This is a genomic window from Cupriavidus sp. 05N39 (genome assembly GCF_056397325.1).
The window spans coordinates 113,078-128,901 of record NZ_JBFTNE010000026.1; the positions used below are offsets into that span (position 1 = coordinate 113,078).

A 15,824-nucleotide genomic window follows, 5' to 3' on the forward strand; every position below is an offset into this window, starting at 1 on the left:
GTGCTGCCCCGTAGCGACCAACGCAGAAATCGACGTGCCGCACTTAGGGCTGACATAGCCCAAAGTGCGGCTAGGCTCCGATCACCGTCGAACAGACCGGGATCCAACATGGCCTTGATTCAACCGGGTTGCGCTCATTTTTGTAGATATACAATAAAAATGTATATCCAGGAGGGGCAAAGCAAGTAGCCAAATGGGTCGTTCGGAAGCGCTGATGCGTAGCAAGCCGGTCATCAGCGTGCAGGTACTGAATGAAGTCACGAATGTCTGCCTACGCAAGCTAGGCATGGACTGGGATGAGGTGGGGCAGTTCCTGGATGTGGTGAAGAGCTTGTGCCACGTGATGCCCCTGACCGTGGAGGTGCACGAGCTGGCGCTGCGCGTGGCCGAGCGTCAGGGTCTGGCGTTCTACGACGCCCGCAACGTGGCCGCTGCCTCGATCGAGGGGTGCCAGACGCTATATTCCGAGGATATGCACCATGGTTCGATCCTTGAGGACAGTCTGACGTTGAGAAACCCGTTCGCATGAGCGTTGCGCGGCATGTGCGAATGCCTGTCGGCTCCAAGGGAGCCTTCAGCTATCAGGGTAGGATCGTCTGTTCTTTTGTCGGGGGCAACCGCATCCCTGTGCACGGCTCCTTCACGCGTCTCGTCCGAGACGCTTCCCATACGCTGTCCACGCGGTATCGATCCGCCCCACGGCACTAGCGCGGCCTGCCGCGAGCGCTCTTCCTCGAACTCCCGGCGCGAGGCGGCTCTTTAATTCCCGCCAAGGCACCGCCGACGTTCATCTGCTCCATCCACGACAAGGCATCGACATACGACAGAAACTGGCGGAGATAGCCTGGCGACAGTTCGTGCATCAGTGAGAGGGATCGATGCACCAGGCGGTTCGAGTTGAGCGGGCCGGCATTGTCGGGCACCTGCTCCAGCGACTGCCGCAATTGCCGGTCGGTACTGACCCTGGACCAGGTCTCCCTGAAGTAATCGAGCACCGCCGGTTCGGGATAGGAGACGCTGCGGGGCGTGGCGTGAATTGCTGCGGGGATGCCGCGATCCGCCGGCGCATGGCTGGCGATGTATTCGATCAGTCCGGCAAGCGCCCCGCGAGCCGGCTCGCATGGTGATGCCGCGTTGCCCGCATCGCCGGCCTTGCTTGCGGTGCTTTCAAGATCGTCGGCATAGGCCTTGAGCAGTTTGGACAGCCTGTCGTCCAGGATGCGTCGCGCATCGCCGCCATGGCCGGCCGACCGCCGCGCCAGCGCCTCGATGAAACGGAAGCGGACAGGATCCAGGCGGTCGGCGCCTCGCTCGCGCCATGCGTCGAGCATTGCCTGGGCGTCGCGCGTCCCGCCGTCGTGTGTCCCGCCACTACCCACGGCGCTTCACCGTTGCGGTGGATGGTCTGGCGATCGGCGCTATTTCCACGCGCCGGTTCTTGGCCCGTCCCTGGTCGTCGGCATTCGAGGTCACGGGCTGTTCGGAGCCGAACGCGGCCGCGAATACCGAGGAGGATGGGATGCCTGCATCGATCAACGCACGGGTTACCGTCAATGCGCGCTGCGCTGACAGCTCCCAGTTGTCGGCAAAGCGGCGGTTGGCTTCCCGCACCTGCTGGTCGTCGGTAAAGCCGCTCACCATCAGGATCTCCTCGCGGGCCTGCAGGTAAGCAGACAGGGGCGCGGCCAGGCTCTTCAGCACTTCCCGGCCTTCAGGCTGCAACTGATCGGAGTTGAGGGCAAACAATACGCTGCCGCTGATGCCGATGCGTMCGTTGACGAGCGTCACCCGGCCAGCCGCCAGCGGCACCGCCAGCGCCTTCTCCAGGGCCTCGCGGCGATGCGTCTCCTCCTGCCGTTGCCTGACCTCCTCTTCCAGCTTGGTCGAGAGTTCGAGCTGCACACCGATGACGCCCACCAGGATCAGGACGAAGGCGCCCAGCAGCACCGACATCAGGTCGCCGAAGACGGCCCATATCGGCGCTGTCGGCTCCACGCCGGCGTCGAGGTCCTCGCTCATGCCGCTTCGGCGCCGGCGAGCGCCCCCTGGCCGGCGAGCTGTTGCAGGTTTTCGACGATCTGCTTCTGCGACATCATGCTCAGGTCGATGACTTCCCTGGCCTGTGCCACGTAATACGCAAGCTGTTCGTCACTACGCACGACGGACTTGTCCAGCGCGGCTTCGATGCGCTGCAGGTGGGCCACCAGCTTGTCGTTCGACTCGCCGAACAACTGCACGGCCATACCGAATGCTTCGCCCAGACTTGCCACCTCGACGGCACTGCCGGTGACTTGTGCCGCGACGGCTTCCAGCTTCCCGGTTTCAGCCTCGACCTTGTCGGTGAACCGGGTGCCGACACGGTCCAGCAGATCCGCCGTCGTGCCGACCAGCGCGTCGACAGCCGTGCGCTGTTCGGTGGAGGCATGATTTACGGCACCGAGCAGGGTTGCCAGCGTTTCCAGCAGGCGACCGCGCTCTTCCAGCATGGTGTTGTCGCGGACCATGCTGTCGGAGAGCTTCTGGCGCAGTTCGCCGATGACGTCGGCCGCGGCCTTGGGGGCTTCCGAAGCGGCTTGCACGAGCCGGGAGATTTCGGCAATGGTGTCGCTGGCGTTCGCCTGCGTCTGGGCCGAGATGTCGCGCGCGGTCTGCGCCAGCGTGTCGCAGATTTCCTGCTGCCGGCTCGCGTTGTGCGTGCCCGCCAGCTCCCACTCCTTGTGCAGCGTGGCAGCCACCGCACCGAGCGTCTCGGTCCAGGCCGCCAGCCGCTGCTGGTCCCGCGATGCCAGTTCCGCCTGCAGGTCCGCGTGCGACTGGCCCACCGCGCGCACCAGCGACGCCGAGTGCTGCTCGAGGGTAGCCGCGGCCGCCGCCAGCGCGTGTTGGTTGTCGCCCGCCAGTTTTTCGCTGATGCGTTCGTGCTGGGAGAGCGCGTTGCGCCATGCTTCCGACACGCTGCCCGTTGCGGCTTCCAGGCGCGCGGAGACGCCTTCCAGCAGCTTGGGGGCCGCGGACGCGGCTTGCACGAGGCGGTCGATTTCGGTGAGCGTGCTGTTGGCGTGTGCGTGCGTTTGAGCCGAGATGTCGCGCGCGGTTTGCGCCAGCGTGTCGCAAATCTCCTGCTGCCGGCTCGCGTTGTGCGTGCCCGCCTGCTCCCACTCGCGGCGCAGCGCAGCGGCCATCGAACCGAGCGTTTCGGTCCAGGCCGCCAGCCGCTGCTGGTCCCGCGCTGCCAGTTCCGCCTGCAAGTCCACATGCGACTGGTTCACCGTGTGCAGCAGTGAAGCCGAGTGCTGCTCGATGGTCGCCGCGGCGGCCGCCAGGGCCTGTTGATTGTTGTCCGCCAGTTTCTCGCTGACGCGCTCGTGCTGGGCCAGCGCGTTGCTCCACGCTTCCGACACGCCGCCCGTCGCGGCTTCCAGGCGCGCGGAGACGCTTTCCAGCAGCTTGGGGGCCGCGGACGCGGCTTGCACGAGCCGGTCGATTTCGGCGACCGTGTTGCTGGCGTGCGCTTGCGTCTGGGCCGAGATGTCGCGCACGGTTTGCGCCAGCGTGTCGCAGATTTCCTGCTGCCGGCTCGCGTTGTGCGCGCCCGCCTGCTCCCACTCGTGGCGCAACGTAGCGGCCATCGAGCCGAGCGTTTCGGCCCAGGCCGCCAGCCGCTGCTGGTCCCGCGATGCCAGTTCCGCCTGCAGGTCCGCGTGCGACTGGCCCACCGTGCGCACCAGCGACGCCGATTGCTGTTCCAAGGTCGCCGCGGCCGCCGCCAGGGCGCTTTGATTGTCGCCCGCCAGTTTCCCGCTGATGTGCTCGTGCCGGGACAGCGCGCTGTTCCACGCTTCCGACATGCTGCCCGCCGTGGCTTCCAGGCGGGTGGAGACGCCTTCCAGCAGGCCCGCCGAGCGTTGCTCAAAGGTGCCGGCGAACTGATCGAGCGCGGTGCGCAAGTCCTGCGTCAGCGCCTCGCTCGATCGCTGGTGCCCCGCCAGCGCCTTGTTCCAGATGTCCGCCACGGTAGTGGTCGCGGACTCGAACCCGGCCGACAGCCCGTCGAGCTGCCGCTGCACGGCTTGCGTGACGGTGTCGTTCAACGAGGCCGTCTCCCGCGCGATGCTCGACATCAAAGCTTCCACGGCCGGCTGAAGCGCCGCACCGGCGGCGCGGGAGCTCTCGGCGATGCTTTCCTTCATGGACTGCTCCACCGAGGAAGCCAGGCGGGTGTACGCGGCCTCGGTCTTGCCGTGAAAGGCGTCCTGGCTGGCGATCTGCCGCTCGTGCAAGGTTTGGCTGTGCTGCTCCATGGCCGCCATCATGGCCTGCAGCCGGTCGACCAGGCTGGGCATTGCCTCGGCCTGCCGCTGCAGGAGCTTGAAGGATTCCTCGCGCTGATGGGTCAGCGAGTAGACGCGCAATGTCGTCGCGATCTTCTCGTCCAGCATCTGCGCCGCCTGGAGCCGCTCGCGCCGGCTCAGCGTGGACAGCAGCCCCAGCATGGCGGATGTGGCCACGCCCGCGATCGAGGTGCCGAATGCAAATCCCAGACCCTTGACCGGCGCGGCCAGCGAAGCGCGGATGGCCTGCAAGTCCGTTGCGCTTTCCAGCGCCATCCCGGTGCCCCTCAGGGTGACCACCATGCCCAGGAAAGTGCCGAGCATGCCCAGCAGCACCAGCAAGCCCACAAGATACGGCGTCAGCGCCGGCCCCGGCAGGCCCACGCGCTCACCCTCGATGCGCAGGCGCGTCGCATTGCGCAGGCTGGGATGCAATTGCTCCAGCCATGCAGCCAGCCTGGCTGGAGGCTCGGACAGGCCGGCCACGGCCCGCGCCAGGGTGGAAGTGGCCTGGTGGTAGCGTCGCAGTTCAAGCGCGCCTGCCAGGTAGCAGGCGCCGACCAGCATCGTGACGGCCAGCGCCAAGGTGTTCGAGCCGGCGTAGCCGGCGCCGATCCAGCACACGACGGCCAGACCCACCACAAAGACGGCGAAATTAAGAAGATATCTGGACATGGCGTCCTGGTTAGCTTGAGCGAAGGGCCGCAAGAAGCCCTTCGACCGGTTGAAAACGAATGTCCAGTTCGGCAAGCAACACGCTCCGCATGTCCTTGCGGAACACATCCAGCCATGCGCCGGGCGTGACCGCCGCGGGCTCTCCCGGGACCTGGGCGTCGGCCAACGCCGCCTGCCCGGCCTGGCGCAAACGCTCGAAGTGCCCTTCGAGCAGCGCGGGCACGGCGGCAAGCAGACTCCGCTCGCGCGCGCTCAGTGCCCGCTCCATGGCGGCATCCAGCACCGCAAGCCGGGACATGGCGGGCGTACTGGCGGCCAGCATCGCCCGCAGGCGGCCGCGCAGATTGCCGATGCCCGTTTCCATCGCCTGCTGCAGAGAGAGGTAACGCTGACGATAAACCGCGTAATCCACTACCGCATCCACCGCATCCGCCTGCGCGGGCGGCTGCGCTTGTCCGCGCCGCCTGGCGGGGGCGAGTGCGCTGTCGCCGGCGATGGCATCCGCCAACGCGGTTCGGACACGTGCGCAATCGCGCTCCTCGGCGCTGCCGAAGGCTCGCGCGCCGGGTGCCACAGCCGGCGGATTGCCGCTCAGGGCCGTGGACAGCTCGATGGCGTCGGCCCAGCCGAGCCATTGGCTCAGCCGGTCCGAGAGCGATTGTCTGGATTCGGGAACATCGACGTCCGTCAGGCGTGCAAGCAAACGAATGAGCGTCGGGCCGCTGAAACTTGTGCGCTGTGACACTTGCACCATACCGGCGGAGTCAAAAACCCGCTAGTTTACACGCCGGCGGCAGCTGAACCCACTTCCTTTCGCATTGAAGCGCTAACAAGCAGCCAGAGCCACATGGTGTCATCGGCAATCGCGAAGCGAACCGGGTCAGGCTCCACACGCTCGATGGCATGATCGCCCGTTTGCGGGCCAGGCTTTGCGAACGCAATACCATGGAAACTTTCGCTTGTCAGGGGTTGCCGAGCAGGGGTGATTAGTCCATAATGCAGTCCATTGATTCGGCGGGAGGCTGAAAAATTCCTTAAGAATCAATGGGTTATGGCGACAATACCGGTCTCGTATCCCGCTCCGTTGCATCAGGCAAAAGAGCAAGTCGTTGCAGTTTGCGATCAGTAACTGCCCATGTGGCTCAGTGGTAGAGCACTCCCTTGGTAAGGGAGAGGTCGGCAGTTCGATCCTGCCCATGGGCACCATCCGTTTTCATTCCCCGAATTCACTCCCCGCGGCTAGCGGCCATCGTACAGGCCGCTCTAGTCAGGTTCACTCCATCGGTCAGTTCCCGCGCCGCATTCCGTCGTGCCAGGCCCTACTGACGCATTCCCCCGAACATGAAGCTGGACACCGTGATGCCGCCGGCGAAGTTGTCCTCGTGATAGACCCGTGTGGCTGTGTCGTCTTCGGCCGCGCCGACCGCCACCATTAGCGGCAGCAGATGCTCTTCCCGCGGATGTGCCTGGCGAGCCGCGGGCGCGTTCTCCCAGGCCGTCAGCGCCGCGGCGCGTTGTTCCGGGGTTGTTGCCGTGAGTGCTTGCTGAAGCCATGCATCGAATGCTGCCGACGCCTCCTTCCCCGCGGGGCCGAACGCGCGCAGGTTGTGGTAGCTCAGCCCGCTGCCGACGATAAGGATGCCCTCGCGCCGCAGCGGCGCCAGCGCCCGCCCGAGCGCCAGGTGCGCGAGCGGGTCGAGCCCGCGCTTGAGCGAGAGTTGCACGGTCGGCATCTCCGCGCCGGGATAGATGACGGCCATCGGCGCATACATGCCGTGGTCAAAGCCGCGCAGCGGATCGAGCCGGGCGGCAATRCCCGCACTTTCCAGCAGGCCGAGTACGCGCCCGGCGAGTTGCGGCGCGCCTGGTGCCGCGTACCGGATCTGGTAGGTGTAGTCCGGGAAGCCGTAGTAGTCATAGATCATGGGCGGGTTCGGATTGGCCATGATCGTGAAGTCCGGCTCTTCCCAGTGCGCCGAAATCATCAGTACTGCCTTGGGCGCCGCGCCCGCCAATTGCGGCATCTGCTGCAGGGCGGTCTTGAGTCTGTCGTAACGGCCACCCATTTGTTCTTCCATCCAGGGCCAGGGCCCGCCGCCGTGCGAGATGAAAAATGTGGGAAGTGCTGGCGTTGTCATCTTGGCTCTCCTGGTGACTCAGCGGCGCCGCTCGGCAACGTAGCCAAGCAGGCCGGACAGTTCGCGCGCGGCGCGCTTGACCTCGCGTTCGACGCGCTCGCGCAGCGTGGTATCCCGCTCGAAGCGGAGTTCCGGGCCGGCCACGCTGATGGCGGCAACGGTGGCGCCGCTGGCATCGAATACCGGCGCCGCGCAGGAGTCGATGCCGGCCTCGAACGCGGAGAAGCTCCATGCGCAACCGCGCTCGCGGTCGGCGGCAAGGATGTCGCCCAGCCGCGCGTAGGTGGCCGGGCTCTGCCCGGTGACGATGGCCAGCGGTTCTTCACCCAGGCGCTCGCGCAGTGCATCTTCCGGCAGGCCGGCGATCAGCATGCGCCCCGGCGTGGTGAGGTGGGCCGGCACCCGGCTGCCGACCTGGATGTTGCTGACCAGCGTGGTCTGCGGCATGTCGCGCAACAGGTAAAGCACGTCACCGCCATCCAGCACGCCAAGGTATGCCGACAGTTGCAGCGACTGGCTTAGTCCCGCCAGCACACTGCGCGCGAACACGGTGAGGTCCTTGGACGCCAGCACCTTGGCCGCCAGCTTGACGAGATCGAAGCCGGCCTGGTGGCCGCCCTGCGGCAGCCGCTCCACCATGCCCTCGTGCTCCAGCGTGGCAAGCAGGCGCATCACCGTTACGCGGTTCACGTCGATGCGCCGGCCCACCTCGCTCAGGTTGGCGGTGGACCCGCCCTCGGCAATAAAGCGCAGCAGCCGCAGGGCGCGGATCACCGGGCTGACCAGTTGCGTCTTGTCGTCATCGCCGCCATCGGCGGCCTCGTTTGCGGCGGGTGCGGGCTGGCTCAGCTTGGGGTTCTTGCTCATCGGTTCCGGTTGGGCGGGGTGGCGGTGTACCGCACGGCTTAGTTGAGCGGCACCTGCCAGGCGTTGTAATCGTACACCCAGTCCGCATTGCCGCCTTCCTTGAGCCAGGCGTTGCTGCGCGAGCCGATCTGGATGCGGCTGGTGCGCTCGTGGCGCGCGGCCTGGTAGCGCGCGAGCGCGGCCGGGATGTCCTTGCCGTCGGCCTCGACCAGGCAGCGGGCCAGTACCACGCCGTCCTCGATGGCCATGCCGGCGCCTTGCGCCATGAAGGGCATCATCGGGTGGCAGGCGTCGCCCAGCAGCGTGACCGTGCCGGCGGACCAGGCGGGCAGCGGGTCGCGCACGTACAGCGCGGAGATCAGCACGTCGTCGCAGGCATCGAGCAGCGCGCGGGCTTCGGCATGGAAGCCCGCATAGGCCTCGCGCACGTCTTCCACGCGGCCCGGCGTGGTCCAGGATTCGTTGCGCCAGGCTTCCTGCGCCACCGTGGCGAAGACAAAGATCTCGCGGCCGCGGTTGAGCGGGAAGGTCACGATCTGCGAGGTTGCCTCGGGGCCCCACCACTTGGTAAAGGCTTGCAGGTTCGGCACGGAGGCAAGGCGCTCGGCCGGCACCACCGCGCGGTAGGCCACCACGCCGGTGAAGACCGGATGCTCCGGCCCGAACAGCGACGTGCGCACCGCCGAATGGATGCCGTCGGCGCCGATCAGCACATCCACGTCTTCCTGCGTGCCGTCGGCGAAGCGCAAGGTTGCGCCGGCCTCATGCCGTTCGAGTCCCGTCGCCTTCTTGCCGAGCCTGACGCATGCAGCGGGCAGGGCGCGCTCCAGCGCGGTCATCAGGTCGCCGCGGTGCATGGTGAGCTGCGGCGCGCCATAGCGGATCTCCGCCTCGTCGGACATGGCCAGGCGCGAGGTTTCCTCGCCGGTATTCCACGCCCGGCTGATGCGGTGGGTAGGCCGCGCGGCGGTCTCGCGCAGCGCTTCGCCCACGCCCAGGCCATCCAGCGCGCGCACCGCGTTGGGCGTGAGGTTGATGTCCGCGCCGACCCGCGCAAAGCGCGCGGCCTGCTCGAACACCACGACATCCTGCCCGAGCTTGCGCAGCGCAATCGCCGCGGCGAGGCCGCCGATGCCGGCGCCGTTGATGCCAATTTTCCTTGAAGCCATGGTGCTTGTTCCTTTGGGGTCGCCTTGGTATGTACCCGGGGGGTGCGCCTCGCTGCATAGCGGCTGCGCTTGCCGGTAGATATGTTCAAATATGAACGTAATGTTCATAAAAGAATATAAAGGCGGCAAGGGGATGTCAACCCGAGGGTTTACGCGGGGGCGAACGAAGGAAGAGACCGCATTGCGGCCTCAAGGGAAGGAGAAAACCTGCGGGTGCGTGGGTCCGCCTGAAGGCGGCGGGTGCGCGAGTTCAACCCACGAGGTTGAACTGCGCAGTCTCTTTGCGTGCCGGCGCGGCGTGCCTTCTTTTGGGGGGCTAGTATTCCCGCAATATCCAACCACTGATAAACGCAAAATACTCGCGCAACCAGGCGTTGTATCGCAAATAGAGTGGCGTAGCGGCCCCTGCGCCTGACACGGTCCGGAACCCGGCCTTATGCGCAATCCGCTTCGCGCGTATCAGGTGAAAATCACTGGTCACCAGCACTAGCGGGTCGCCGGCGCTCACGCCTTGTTGCTCCAGCAACCGGCGGCTGAAGAGCAGGTTTTCCTCCGTGCTGGTACTCCGGTCTTCCCGGATCAGGCGGTCCGGCGCCAGGCCATGCGTGGTCAGGTAGTCCGCCATGACATCCGCCTCGCTGCACCGCAGTCCGAAGTCCTGGCCGCCGCTCACCACCACTCGCGCCGCTGGCCATTGCCGTGCCAGCGCCAGGCCTTCGTCCAGCCGCGCAGCCAGGGTAGGCGATGCGGCGCAATGTGGTGTGCCAGAGCCCAGTATGAGGATGGCTTTGGGGGGCGATCCCGCGTCCGTGGATTCGGAAATGCCGGCGCTTATGAAATAGAAGAACATCCCCAATGTCACCAGCCACGCGGYAAACGCCGCCCGGCCTATCCCCCAGATCCATCGGCGCCGCCGGCTGGCCGTGCGCCATTGCGCCACTGTCTCCCAGCGCCATGACAGCATGAGAAAGGCCGCGCCGATCGCCAGAGGCAGGACGACACCGAAGTTGAACAGTCCCATCAGCATCAGCGCGAAGGCATCGCCAATCATCAGTGCGCCAGGTAGTGCAAGGCAGGTGCGCCGCCAGGCAGCGCTAGTCGACAATGTTGCGCGTGTCACTTTCATCCAGGCAAATGGTTAGTTGCATGCCTTCTTTGTTGAAGGCGCAATGGGGCAGGGGCGCGTGCAGGGCGTTGGCGAGCGGGATCCCTGCGAAGATCAGAATCAACGACCCGGCGGCCGCTAGCCGCACCAGCACCCTCGCTTGCGATGTCTTGGCACAGTGCCAGTCACTGGTTTCCTTCCGGGGTCCCGCTCACATCGCCTCGCGCCTGGCCCTCGCCCAGCGAACGCAGGAACGCCGGCACCTTGGCGCTGCTGGTGAGCTGTACGCGGGTGATGAGTTCGTAGTCCACACGGCTCATGCCGTAAGTCTGGGCGATATCGTGCTGCAGACGGTGCCAGAGGTGGCAGGTCATCTGGGCATCGGCCATCGCACGGTGGGCACGCCCGGACTTCGGCAATCGCAGCATGTCGACCAGCGTCGACAACCTGTGGTTTTGCGCGTGCGGGTAGACGCGCCGCGAAACGAGCATGGTGCAGGCGAAGGACTGATCGGACGACATGCCCAGGTGCGCAAGCTCGGCTTGCCAAAACCTCCGGTCGAAACCCGCGTTGTGGGCCACCACGGGATGCTTGCCGACGAACTGGGCCGCTTCTCGCATCACCTTCGACGCGGCAGGTGCCGATGCAATCATGTCGTTCGTGATGCCGGTGAGGTTCACGACCTGCGAGGGGATGCGCCTGCCCGCGTTCATCAAACTTTGATAGCGGTCGACGATTTGCCCGTCACGCAACAGAATGACAGCAATCTCGGTAGCCCGGTCGCCTTGATTGGGTGACAGTCCCGTCGTCTCAAAATCCAGAACCGCAATGGTCTGCATACTGTTTCTCTTGATCTTTGTTAGTTCATTGCCCGTCCAGGCCACTAGCTCAGGACGACTGTGTCAGCGTCGCGGGCGCGGGCTTTGCCGCCCGCCGCCGCGCGCGCGCCGCCAGTCCGCTGCCGAGCGCCCAGCGCAAGGTGGGGGCCAGCACTCGCATGCCGGCCAGCGAAACCGGCCGGCGGATCGCGGTGGCGCCATGCAGGCCAAGCTCGCGCTGGGCCCAGTGCGGCAGCAGTGCAATGCCCGCGTCGGCCATGATGCGTACAGCCGGCACCAGCAGCGGGCTGGCCACCGGCATGGCCATCACCAGCCTTACCACTTCGCGGCTGCGCTCGCTCACGACCAGTTGCGGGCGCATGCGCTCCAGGTAAGCGGCGATGGCTGCCGTGCTGCGGGGTATTTCGGTAGCGCCCAGCAGTTCGGCGATACGTGCCTCTTCCTCGTAATAGCGGTCCTGCTCGGCAAGCGAGAGCGGGCCGACATAGCGCAGGTATGCGGTCAGGAAGCTCGACACCTCGGCCACATGGACCCAGGTCAGCAGCGCCGGATCGTCCGCCGCGTAGGGCCGTCCGTCCGGGGCGGTGCCCTTGACCGCGGCGTGAATGCGCCTGACGCGGTCAATGAGCGCCAGCGCATCGGCGCGGCTGCCGTAGGTGGTGCCGGCGATGAACTGCGCGGTGCGTCCCAGCCGGCCCTGCATATCGGTGCGGAAGGTGGAGTGATCCCACACGCCGGCCAGCGCCAGCGGATGCATGGTCTGCATCAGCAGGGCGCTGACGCCGCCCGCCAGCATCGCCGGAAAATCGGCGTGCACCCGCCAGCAGACCGCGTCCGGGCCGAACAGGCCGGGGTCGCCGGGCGGGTTGTCATAGTCGAGGCTGAGGCCGGAGTTGCTCCGGGTCAGACCCCTCACCTGCGCGCCCGCCCGGGCGCGCAGGCGGTCGAGCAGCCGCCGGTGAGGGCCGCCGGGCGGGGACATGGAGGGGGGAATGCCGGGGGGATGGCCTTGCGAGCCGCTCATAAAAGCCTGGTGATTGCGTGTCGATTCGACCCTAATGATGACACACGGCTCAGTAGTAATGCAGGTCCGTCGCCTTGCCCCAGAAAACACGGTAGGCGTAGAGCGTGTAACCCAGGATGGTGGGCAGCACGACCGCCGCGCCGGCCAGGATGACGCCGAGCGATTCCGGTGCGCTCGCAGCTTGCCAGATATCGATCTTGTCCACCACCAGATAGGGGAAGATGCTGTACGCCAGGCCGTTGAACGCCATCAGGAAGATTACCGCGGTGCCGGCGAACGGCACCCAGCACCAGCGGTCGTTGCCGCGGTCGTGCATGGCCGGCATGCGCCGCAGCAGGCGGTCGATGATGACGAACAGTGCCACCGTGACCAGCGGGATCGGCGCCAGCAGGATGATGTTGGGCAGCGAGAACCATTTGTCGAAGATGCGCTGGCTCACCATCGGCGTGACCAGCGAGATCGCCGCCACGCCGATGCCGGTCAGCCACAGGCTGCGGCGCGCCCAGTACATGGCGCGCCGCTGCAGGCTGCCGCTGGTCTTCATGATCAGCCAGCCCGCGCCCAGCAGGCAGTAGCCCGCCACCAGGCACAGCCCCACCACCACCGCGAAGGCAATGTCGAGCCAGCCGTACTGGAAGCCGGTGATATAGAGGCCGAGCATCAGGCCTTGCGAGAAGGCAGCCAGCAGCGAACCCGCGTAGAACGCGCGGTTCCACCACGGCTTATGGTGGGCGCGCGCCTTCACGCGGAAGTCGAACGCCACGCCGCGGATGATCAGCCCCGCCAGCATCAGCGCCACCGGCAGGTAGAGCTGGGTCAGGATCGCGCCGTGGGCGATGGGGAACGCCGTGAGCAGCAGGCCTACGCCGAGCACCAGCCAGGTTTCGTTGGCGTCCCAGAAGGGGCCGATCGAGGCGATCATGGTGTCCTTGTCGGCATCGTCCGCGCGGCGCAGCAGCACGCCAACGCCCAGGTCGTAGCCGTCCAGGATCACGTAGATCAGCATCGAGAGGCCCATCAGGGCCAGGAATACCAGCGGCATCCAGCCGGCGGGTTGGGTCAGGTCGTTCATTCTGCGCTCCGCAATTCGCCAGGCACCACGGCTTGAAGGGGTTCGATCCCGGGCTTGCCTGCATTGGCGTCGGTCCCCGCTTTGCGGGCCAGGTAGAAGACCACCGAGATATAGGCGGCGATCAGGGCCAGGTAGAGCGCGAGATACATCGCCAGCGTGGCGCCGATCATGGCTGCCGGCACCTTGGAGGCCGCCTGCGCGGTGGTCAGCACGCCGTACACCAGGTAAGGCTGGCGGCCGATCTCGGTGACGTACCAGCCGGCCACCAGGGCCACCCAGCCGGAGAAGGTCATGGCCACCAGCGCCCGCGCCATCCACGGCGCGGGCTGGCCGCCACGGCGCAGTTGCCACGCCGCCACCCACGACACCGCCAGCATCAGCAGGCCCACGCCCACCATGATGCGGAAGGCGAAGAATAGCGGCGCCACCGGCGGATGCCTGTCGCCAAAGGCGTCGATGCCTTTGACCTCGCCATCCGCGCTATGGGTCAGGTAGATCGAAGCCAGCTTGGGAATGGCGATCTCGAAATCGTTGTTCCGCGTGGTTGCATTGGGCAGGCCGAACAGCACGGCCGGCGCGCCTTTCTCGGTTTTCCAGATGCCTTCCATAGCGGCGATCTTGGCTGGCTGGTGGTGCAAGGTGTTAAGTCCATGCAGGTCGCCCGCCACGATCTGCAGCGGGATCAGCACCGCAGCGATGGTCACGCCGGTGCGCAGCGACGACAGCACATCCGGCGCGCGGTCGCCGCGCAGCCAGCGGTAGGCCGAGATGCCAGCCAGCAGGAAAGCCACGGTCAGGCCCGAGGCCAGCAGCATATGGACGAAACGGTAAGGGAAGGACGGGTTGAAGATCACCGCCAGCCAGCTCGTCACGTGGGCGCGGCCATCGATCATCTCGAAGCCCGCCGGGGTTTGCATCCACGAGTTCAGCGCCAGGATCCAGAAGGCCGACAAGGTGGTGCCGCCCGCCACCAGCAGCGTGGCGATGGTATGCGTGCGGTTGCTGACGCGGCGCATGCCGAACAGCATGATGCCGAGGAAGGTGGCCTCCAGAAAGAATGCCGTCAGCACCTCATAGGCCAGCAGCGGCCCGGCCACATTGCCCACGGTTTCCATATAGCCCGGCCAGTTGGTGCCGAACTGGAAACTCATGGTGATGCCGCTGACCACCCCCAGCGCAAAGGTCAGGGCGAAGATCTTCACCCAGAAGCGGTAGGCGGCCATCCAGCGGTCGTCGCCGGTCTTGTTGAAGCGCAGCTTGAAGAACAGCAGCACCCAGGTCAGGGCGATGCTGATGGTGGGAAACAGGATATGGAAAGTGATGTTGGCGGCAAACTGCACGCGCGCCAGCACCACCGGGTCGAGCGACGAGAACATGGAACTACTCCTTCCGGGTGCGGGTCGGCTTGGCCTTCACGACGCTGGCTGGGGCGGTATCGGCGCGAGGCTTGCCGCCGAGGGCGATGCTGAATTTTTCTTTCGCTTCCAGCAACTTGTTGACCTTGGAGCCGAGCTTCATCAGCTTTTCCAGCGTGGCCACGTCGAGCTTCTGGATATCGCCGAACCAGCTCGTTACCAGCAGGATCAGCTGGTACATCTCCTTCATTCGCTCCTGCGCATGGCGGTCGTTGGGGTCGGACGGGGTTTCCAGCTGGACTTCGCGCAGCATCGACAGGGTCGGATCGATCTCGCGCCGGCGGCGTTCCTCGGCCAGCGTGCGGAAGATGGCCCAGACATCGTCAGGCGCCGAGAAATACTCGCGGCGATCTCCTGGCTGATGCGACAGTTTCACCAGGTTCCACGACTCCAGCTCCTTCAGGCCGATGCTGACATTGGAGCGCGAAAAGCCCAGCGCTTCGGCGATCTCGTCGGCATTGAGCGGGCGGGAGGCGGTGAACAGCAGGGCGTAGATCTGTCCGACTGTACGGTTGATACCCCAGCGGCTGCCCATTTCGCCGAAATGGAGCACGAAGCGCTGGATCAGGGGCGAGAGATGCATGCTTGTCTGTTTTGAATTTTTAGAAAGTTTTGAAAGTTTAGTATGAAACGGGAGAACGTGGCCGGGTTCTAGGGGTGCGGCAAGGTGTCGCTGCCCAGACTTGGGGTTCGCTGCAAGCGGCTCAAAGCGTGATTGTCTGAGTTCCGTAGCCGGGCTGGCCCCAGGCCACTCAATTCGCTTGAGTGGCTGCGGGAACACTTTACGAATTTCCCAGAAAAAGCTTGCAAGCTTAGTGGGAAACCCTTAGTATTCGGTCCCCCGCAGCAGGAAACACCGCTGCAAACYGAGYGGCAGAAAATGGTTGCGGGGATTAACGAGAGTAATCAGGCGAAGTCAGCGAAGTTTCCGGGAAAAAGAAATTTCGCAAAATGCTTGATTAAGTTTGAAAAGTTCTTCATAATCTCGTTTCTCTGCTGCAGCAAACGCAGCGACGCGGTAAGCAAAGCGAACCGCAACTAGTTCTTTAACAAACAAACAACCGATAAGTGTGGGCGCTTGATAGCGGATGCGGAAGACTTCGGTCTTTTAGCTTACAAGTTATAAAGTGCTCGCACAGTAAAACATGTTGGTTATGTCCGGGGTGCAAATCACGGATGTAGCCAGTCA

14 protein-coding genes and 1 tRNA gene are annotated in these 15,824 nt (G+C 65.4%); 2 read left to right on the forward strand and 13 right to left on the reverse strand.

Going from position 1 to position 15,824, the window contains the following annotated elements:
- Positions 1-214: 214 nt before the first annotated feature.
- A complete protein-coding gene (locus tag AC1DN0_RS14920) occupies positions 215-529 on the forward strand; it encodes a PIN domain-containing protein (RefSeq protein WP_441633839.1) in 315 nt (104 codons plus the stop codon).
- A gap of 175 nt (positions 530-704) precedes the next feature.
- On the opposite strand, the gene AC1DN0_RS14925 is transcribed toward AC1DN0_RS14920, so the two are convergent.
- The 4 genes from AC1DN0_RS14925 to AC1DN0_RS14940 are packed head-to-tail and all read right to left on the reverse strand — an operon-like array spanning position 705 to position 5,760.
- On the reverse strand, positions 705-1,331 hold the full coding sequence (locus AC1DN0_RS14925) for a DUF2894 domain-containing protein (RefSeq protein ID WP_441633841.1): 627 nt from the start codon (positions 1,329-1,331) through the stop codon (positions 705-707).
- A gap of 40 nt (positions 1,332-1,371) precedes the next feature.
- A complete protein-coding gene (locus tag AC1DN0_RS14930; RefSeq protein WP_477145817.1) occupies positions 1,372-2,019 on the reverse strand; it encodes an OmpA family protein in 648 nt (215 codons plus the stop codon).
- Positions 2,016-5,006, reverse strand: a complete 2,991-nt coding sequence (locus AC1DN0_RS14935) for a DUF802 domain-containing protein (protein WP_441633844.1) — start codon at positions 5,004-5,006, stop codon at positions 2,016-2,018. The genes AC1DN0_RS14930 and AC1DN0_RS14935 overlap by 4 nt, the downstream gene beginning before the upstream one ends.
- A 10-nt stretch (positions 5,007-5,016) precedes the next feature.
- Positions 5,017-5,760 carry a DUF3348 domain-containing protein gene (locus AC1DN0_RS14940; RefSeq protein WP_441633846.1) on the reverse strand — a complete coding sequence of 248 codons (744 nt, stop codon included), beginning with the start codon at positions 5,758-5,760 and terminating at the stop codon, positions 5,017-5,019.
- 377 nt (positions 5,761-6,137) lie between these two features.
- Here AC1DN0_RS14940 and AC1DN0_RS14945 point away from each other — a divergent pair.
- A tRNA-Thr gene (locus tag AC1DN0_RS14945) sits at positions 6,138-6,212 on the forward strand.
- Positions 6,213-6,325: 113 nt separating this feature from the next.
- Here AC1DN0_RS14945 and AC1DN0_RS14950 read toward each other — a convergent pair.
- The 9 genes from AC1DN0_RS14950 to AC1DN0_RS14990 form a co-directional block, all read right to left on the reverse strand.
- Positions 6,326-7,144 carry a DODA-type extradiol aromatic ring-opening family dioxygenase gene (locus AC1DN0_RS14950; protein ID WP_441633848.1) on the reverse strand — a complete coding sequence of 273 codons (819 nt, stop codon included), beginning with the start codon at positions 7,142-7,144 and terminating at the stop codon, positions 6,326-6,328.
- Positions 7,145-7,162: 18 nt separating this feature from the next.
- On the reverse strand, positions 7,163-8,011 hold the full coding sequence (locus AC1DN0_RS14955) for an IclR family transcriptional regulator (RefSeq protein ID WP_441633850.1): 849 nt from the start codon (positions 8,009-8,011) through the stop codon (positions 7,163-7,165).
- A gap of 38 nt (positions 8,012-8,049) precedes the next feature.
- Positions 8,050-9,180 carry an FAD-dependent monooxygenase gene (locus tag AC1DN0_RS14960; RefSeq protein WP_441633852.1) on the reverse strand — a complete coding sequence of 377 codons (1,131 nt, stop codon included), beginning with the start codon at positions 9,178-9,180 and terminating at the stop codon, positions 8,050-8,052.
- A gap of 316 nt (positions 9,181-9,496) precedes the next feature.
- On the reverse strand, positions 9,497-10,231 hold the full coding sequence (locus tag AC1DN0_RS14965; RefSeq protein WP_477145818.1) for a YdcF family protein: 735 nt from the start codon (positions 10,229-10,231) through the stop codon (positions 9,497-9,499).
- A gap of 239 nt (positions 10,232-10,470) precedes the next feature.
- Positions 10,471-11,124 (reverse strand): 3'-5' exonuclease, encoded by a 654-nt coding sequence (locus AC1DN0_RS14970; RefSeq protein ID WP_441633856.1) that lies wholly within the window; start codon positions 11,122-11,124, stop codon positions 10,471-10,473.
- A gap of 49 nt (positions 11,125-11,173) precedes the next feature.
- Positions 11,174-12,106 carry an oxygenase MpaB family protein gene (locus tag AC1DN0_RS14975; protein WP_441633872.1) on the reverse strand — a complete coding sequence of 311 codons (933 nt, stop codon included), beginning with the start codon at positions 12,104-12,106 and terminating at the stop codon, positions 11,174-11,176.
- Positions 12,107-12,197: 91 nt separating this feature from the next.
- Positions 12,198-13,220, reverse strand: a complete 1,023-nt coding sequence (locus AC1DN0_RS14980) for a cytochrome d ubiquinol oxidase subunit II (protein ID WP_441633858.1) — start codon at positions 13,218-13,220, stop codon at positions 12,198-12,200.
- A complete protein-coding gene (locus tag AC1DN0_RS14985) occupies positions 13,217-14,596 on the reverse strand; it encodes a cytochrome ubiquinol oxidase subunit I (protein WP_441633860.1) in 1,380 nt (459 codons plus the stop codon). Before AC1DN0_RS14985 ends, AC1DN0_RS14980 begins: the two co-directional genes overlap by 4 nt.
- 4 nt (positions 14,597-14,600) lie before the next feature.
- A complete protein-coding gene (locus AC1DN0_RS14990; protein ID WP_441633862.1) occupies positions 14,601-15,218 on the reverse strand; it encodes a GbsR/MarR family transcriptional regulator in 618 nt (205 codons plus the stop codon).
- Positions 15,219-15,824: the final 606 nt, after the last annotated feature.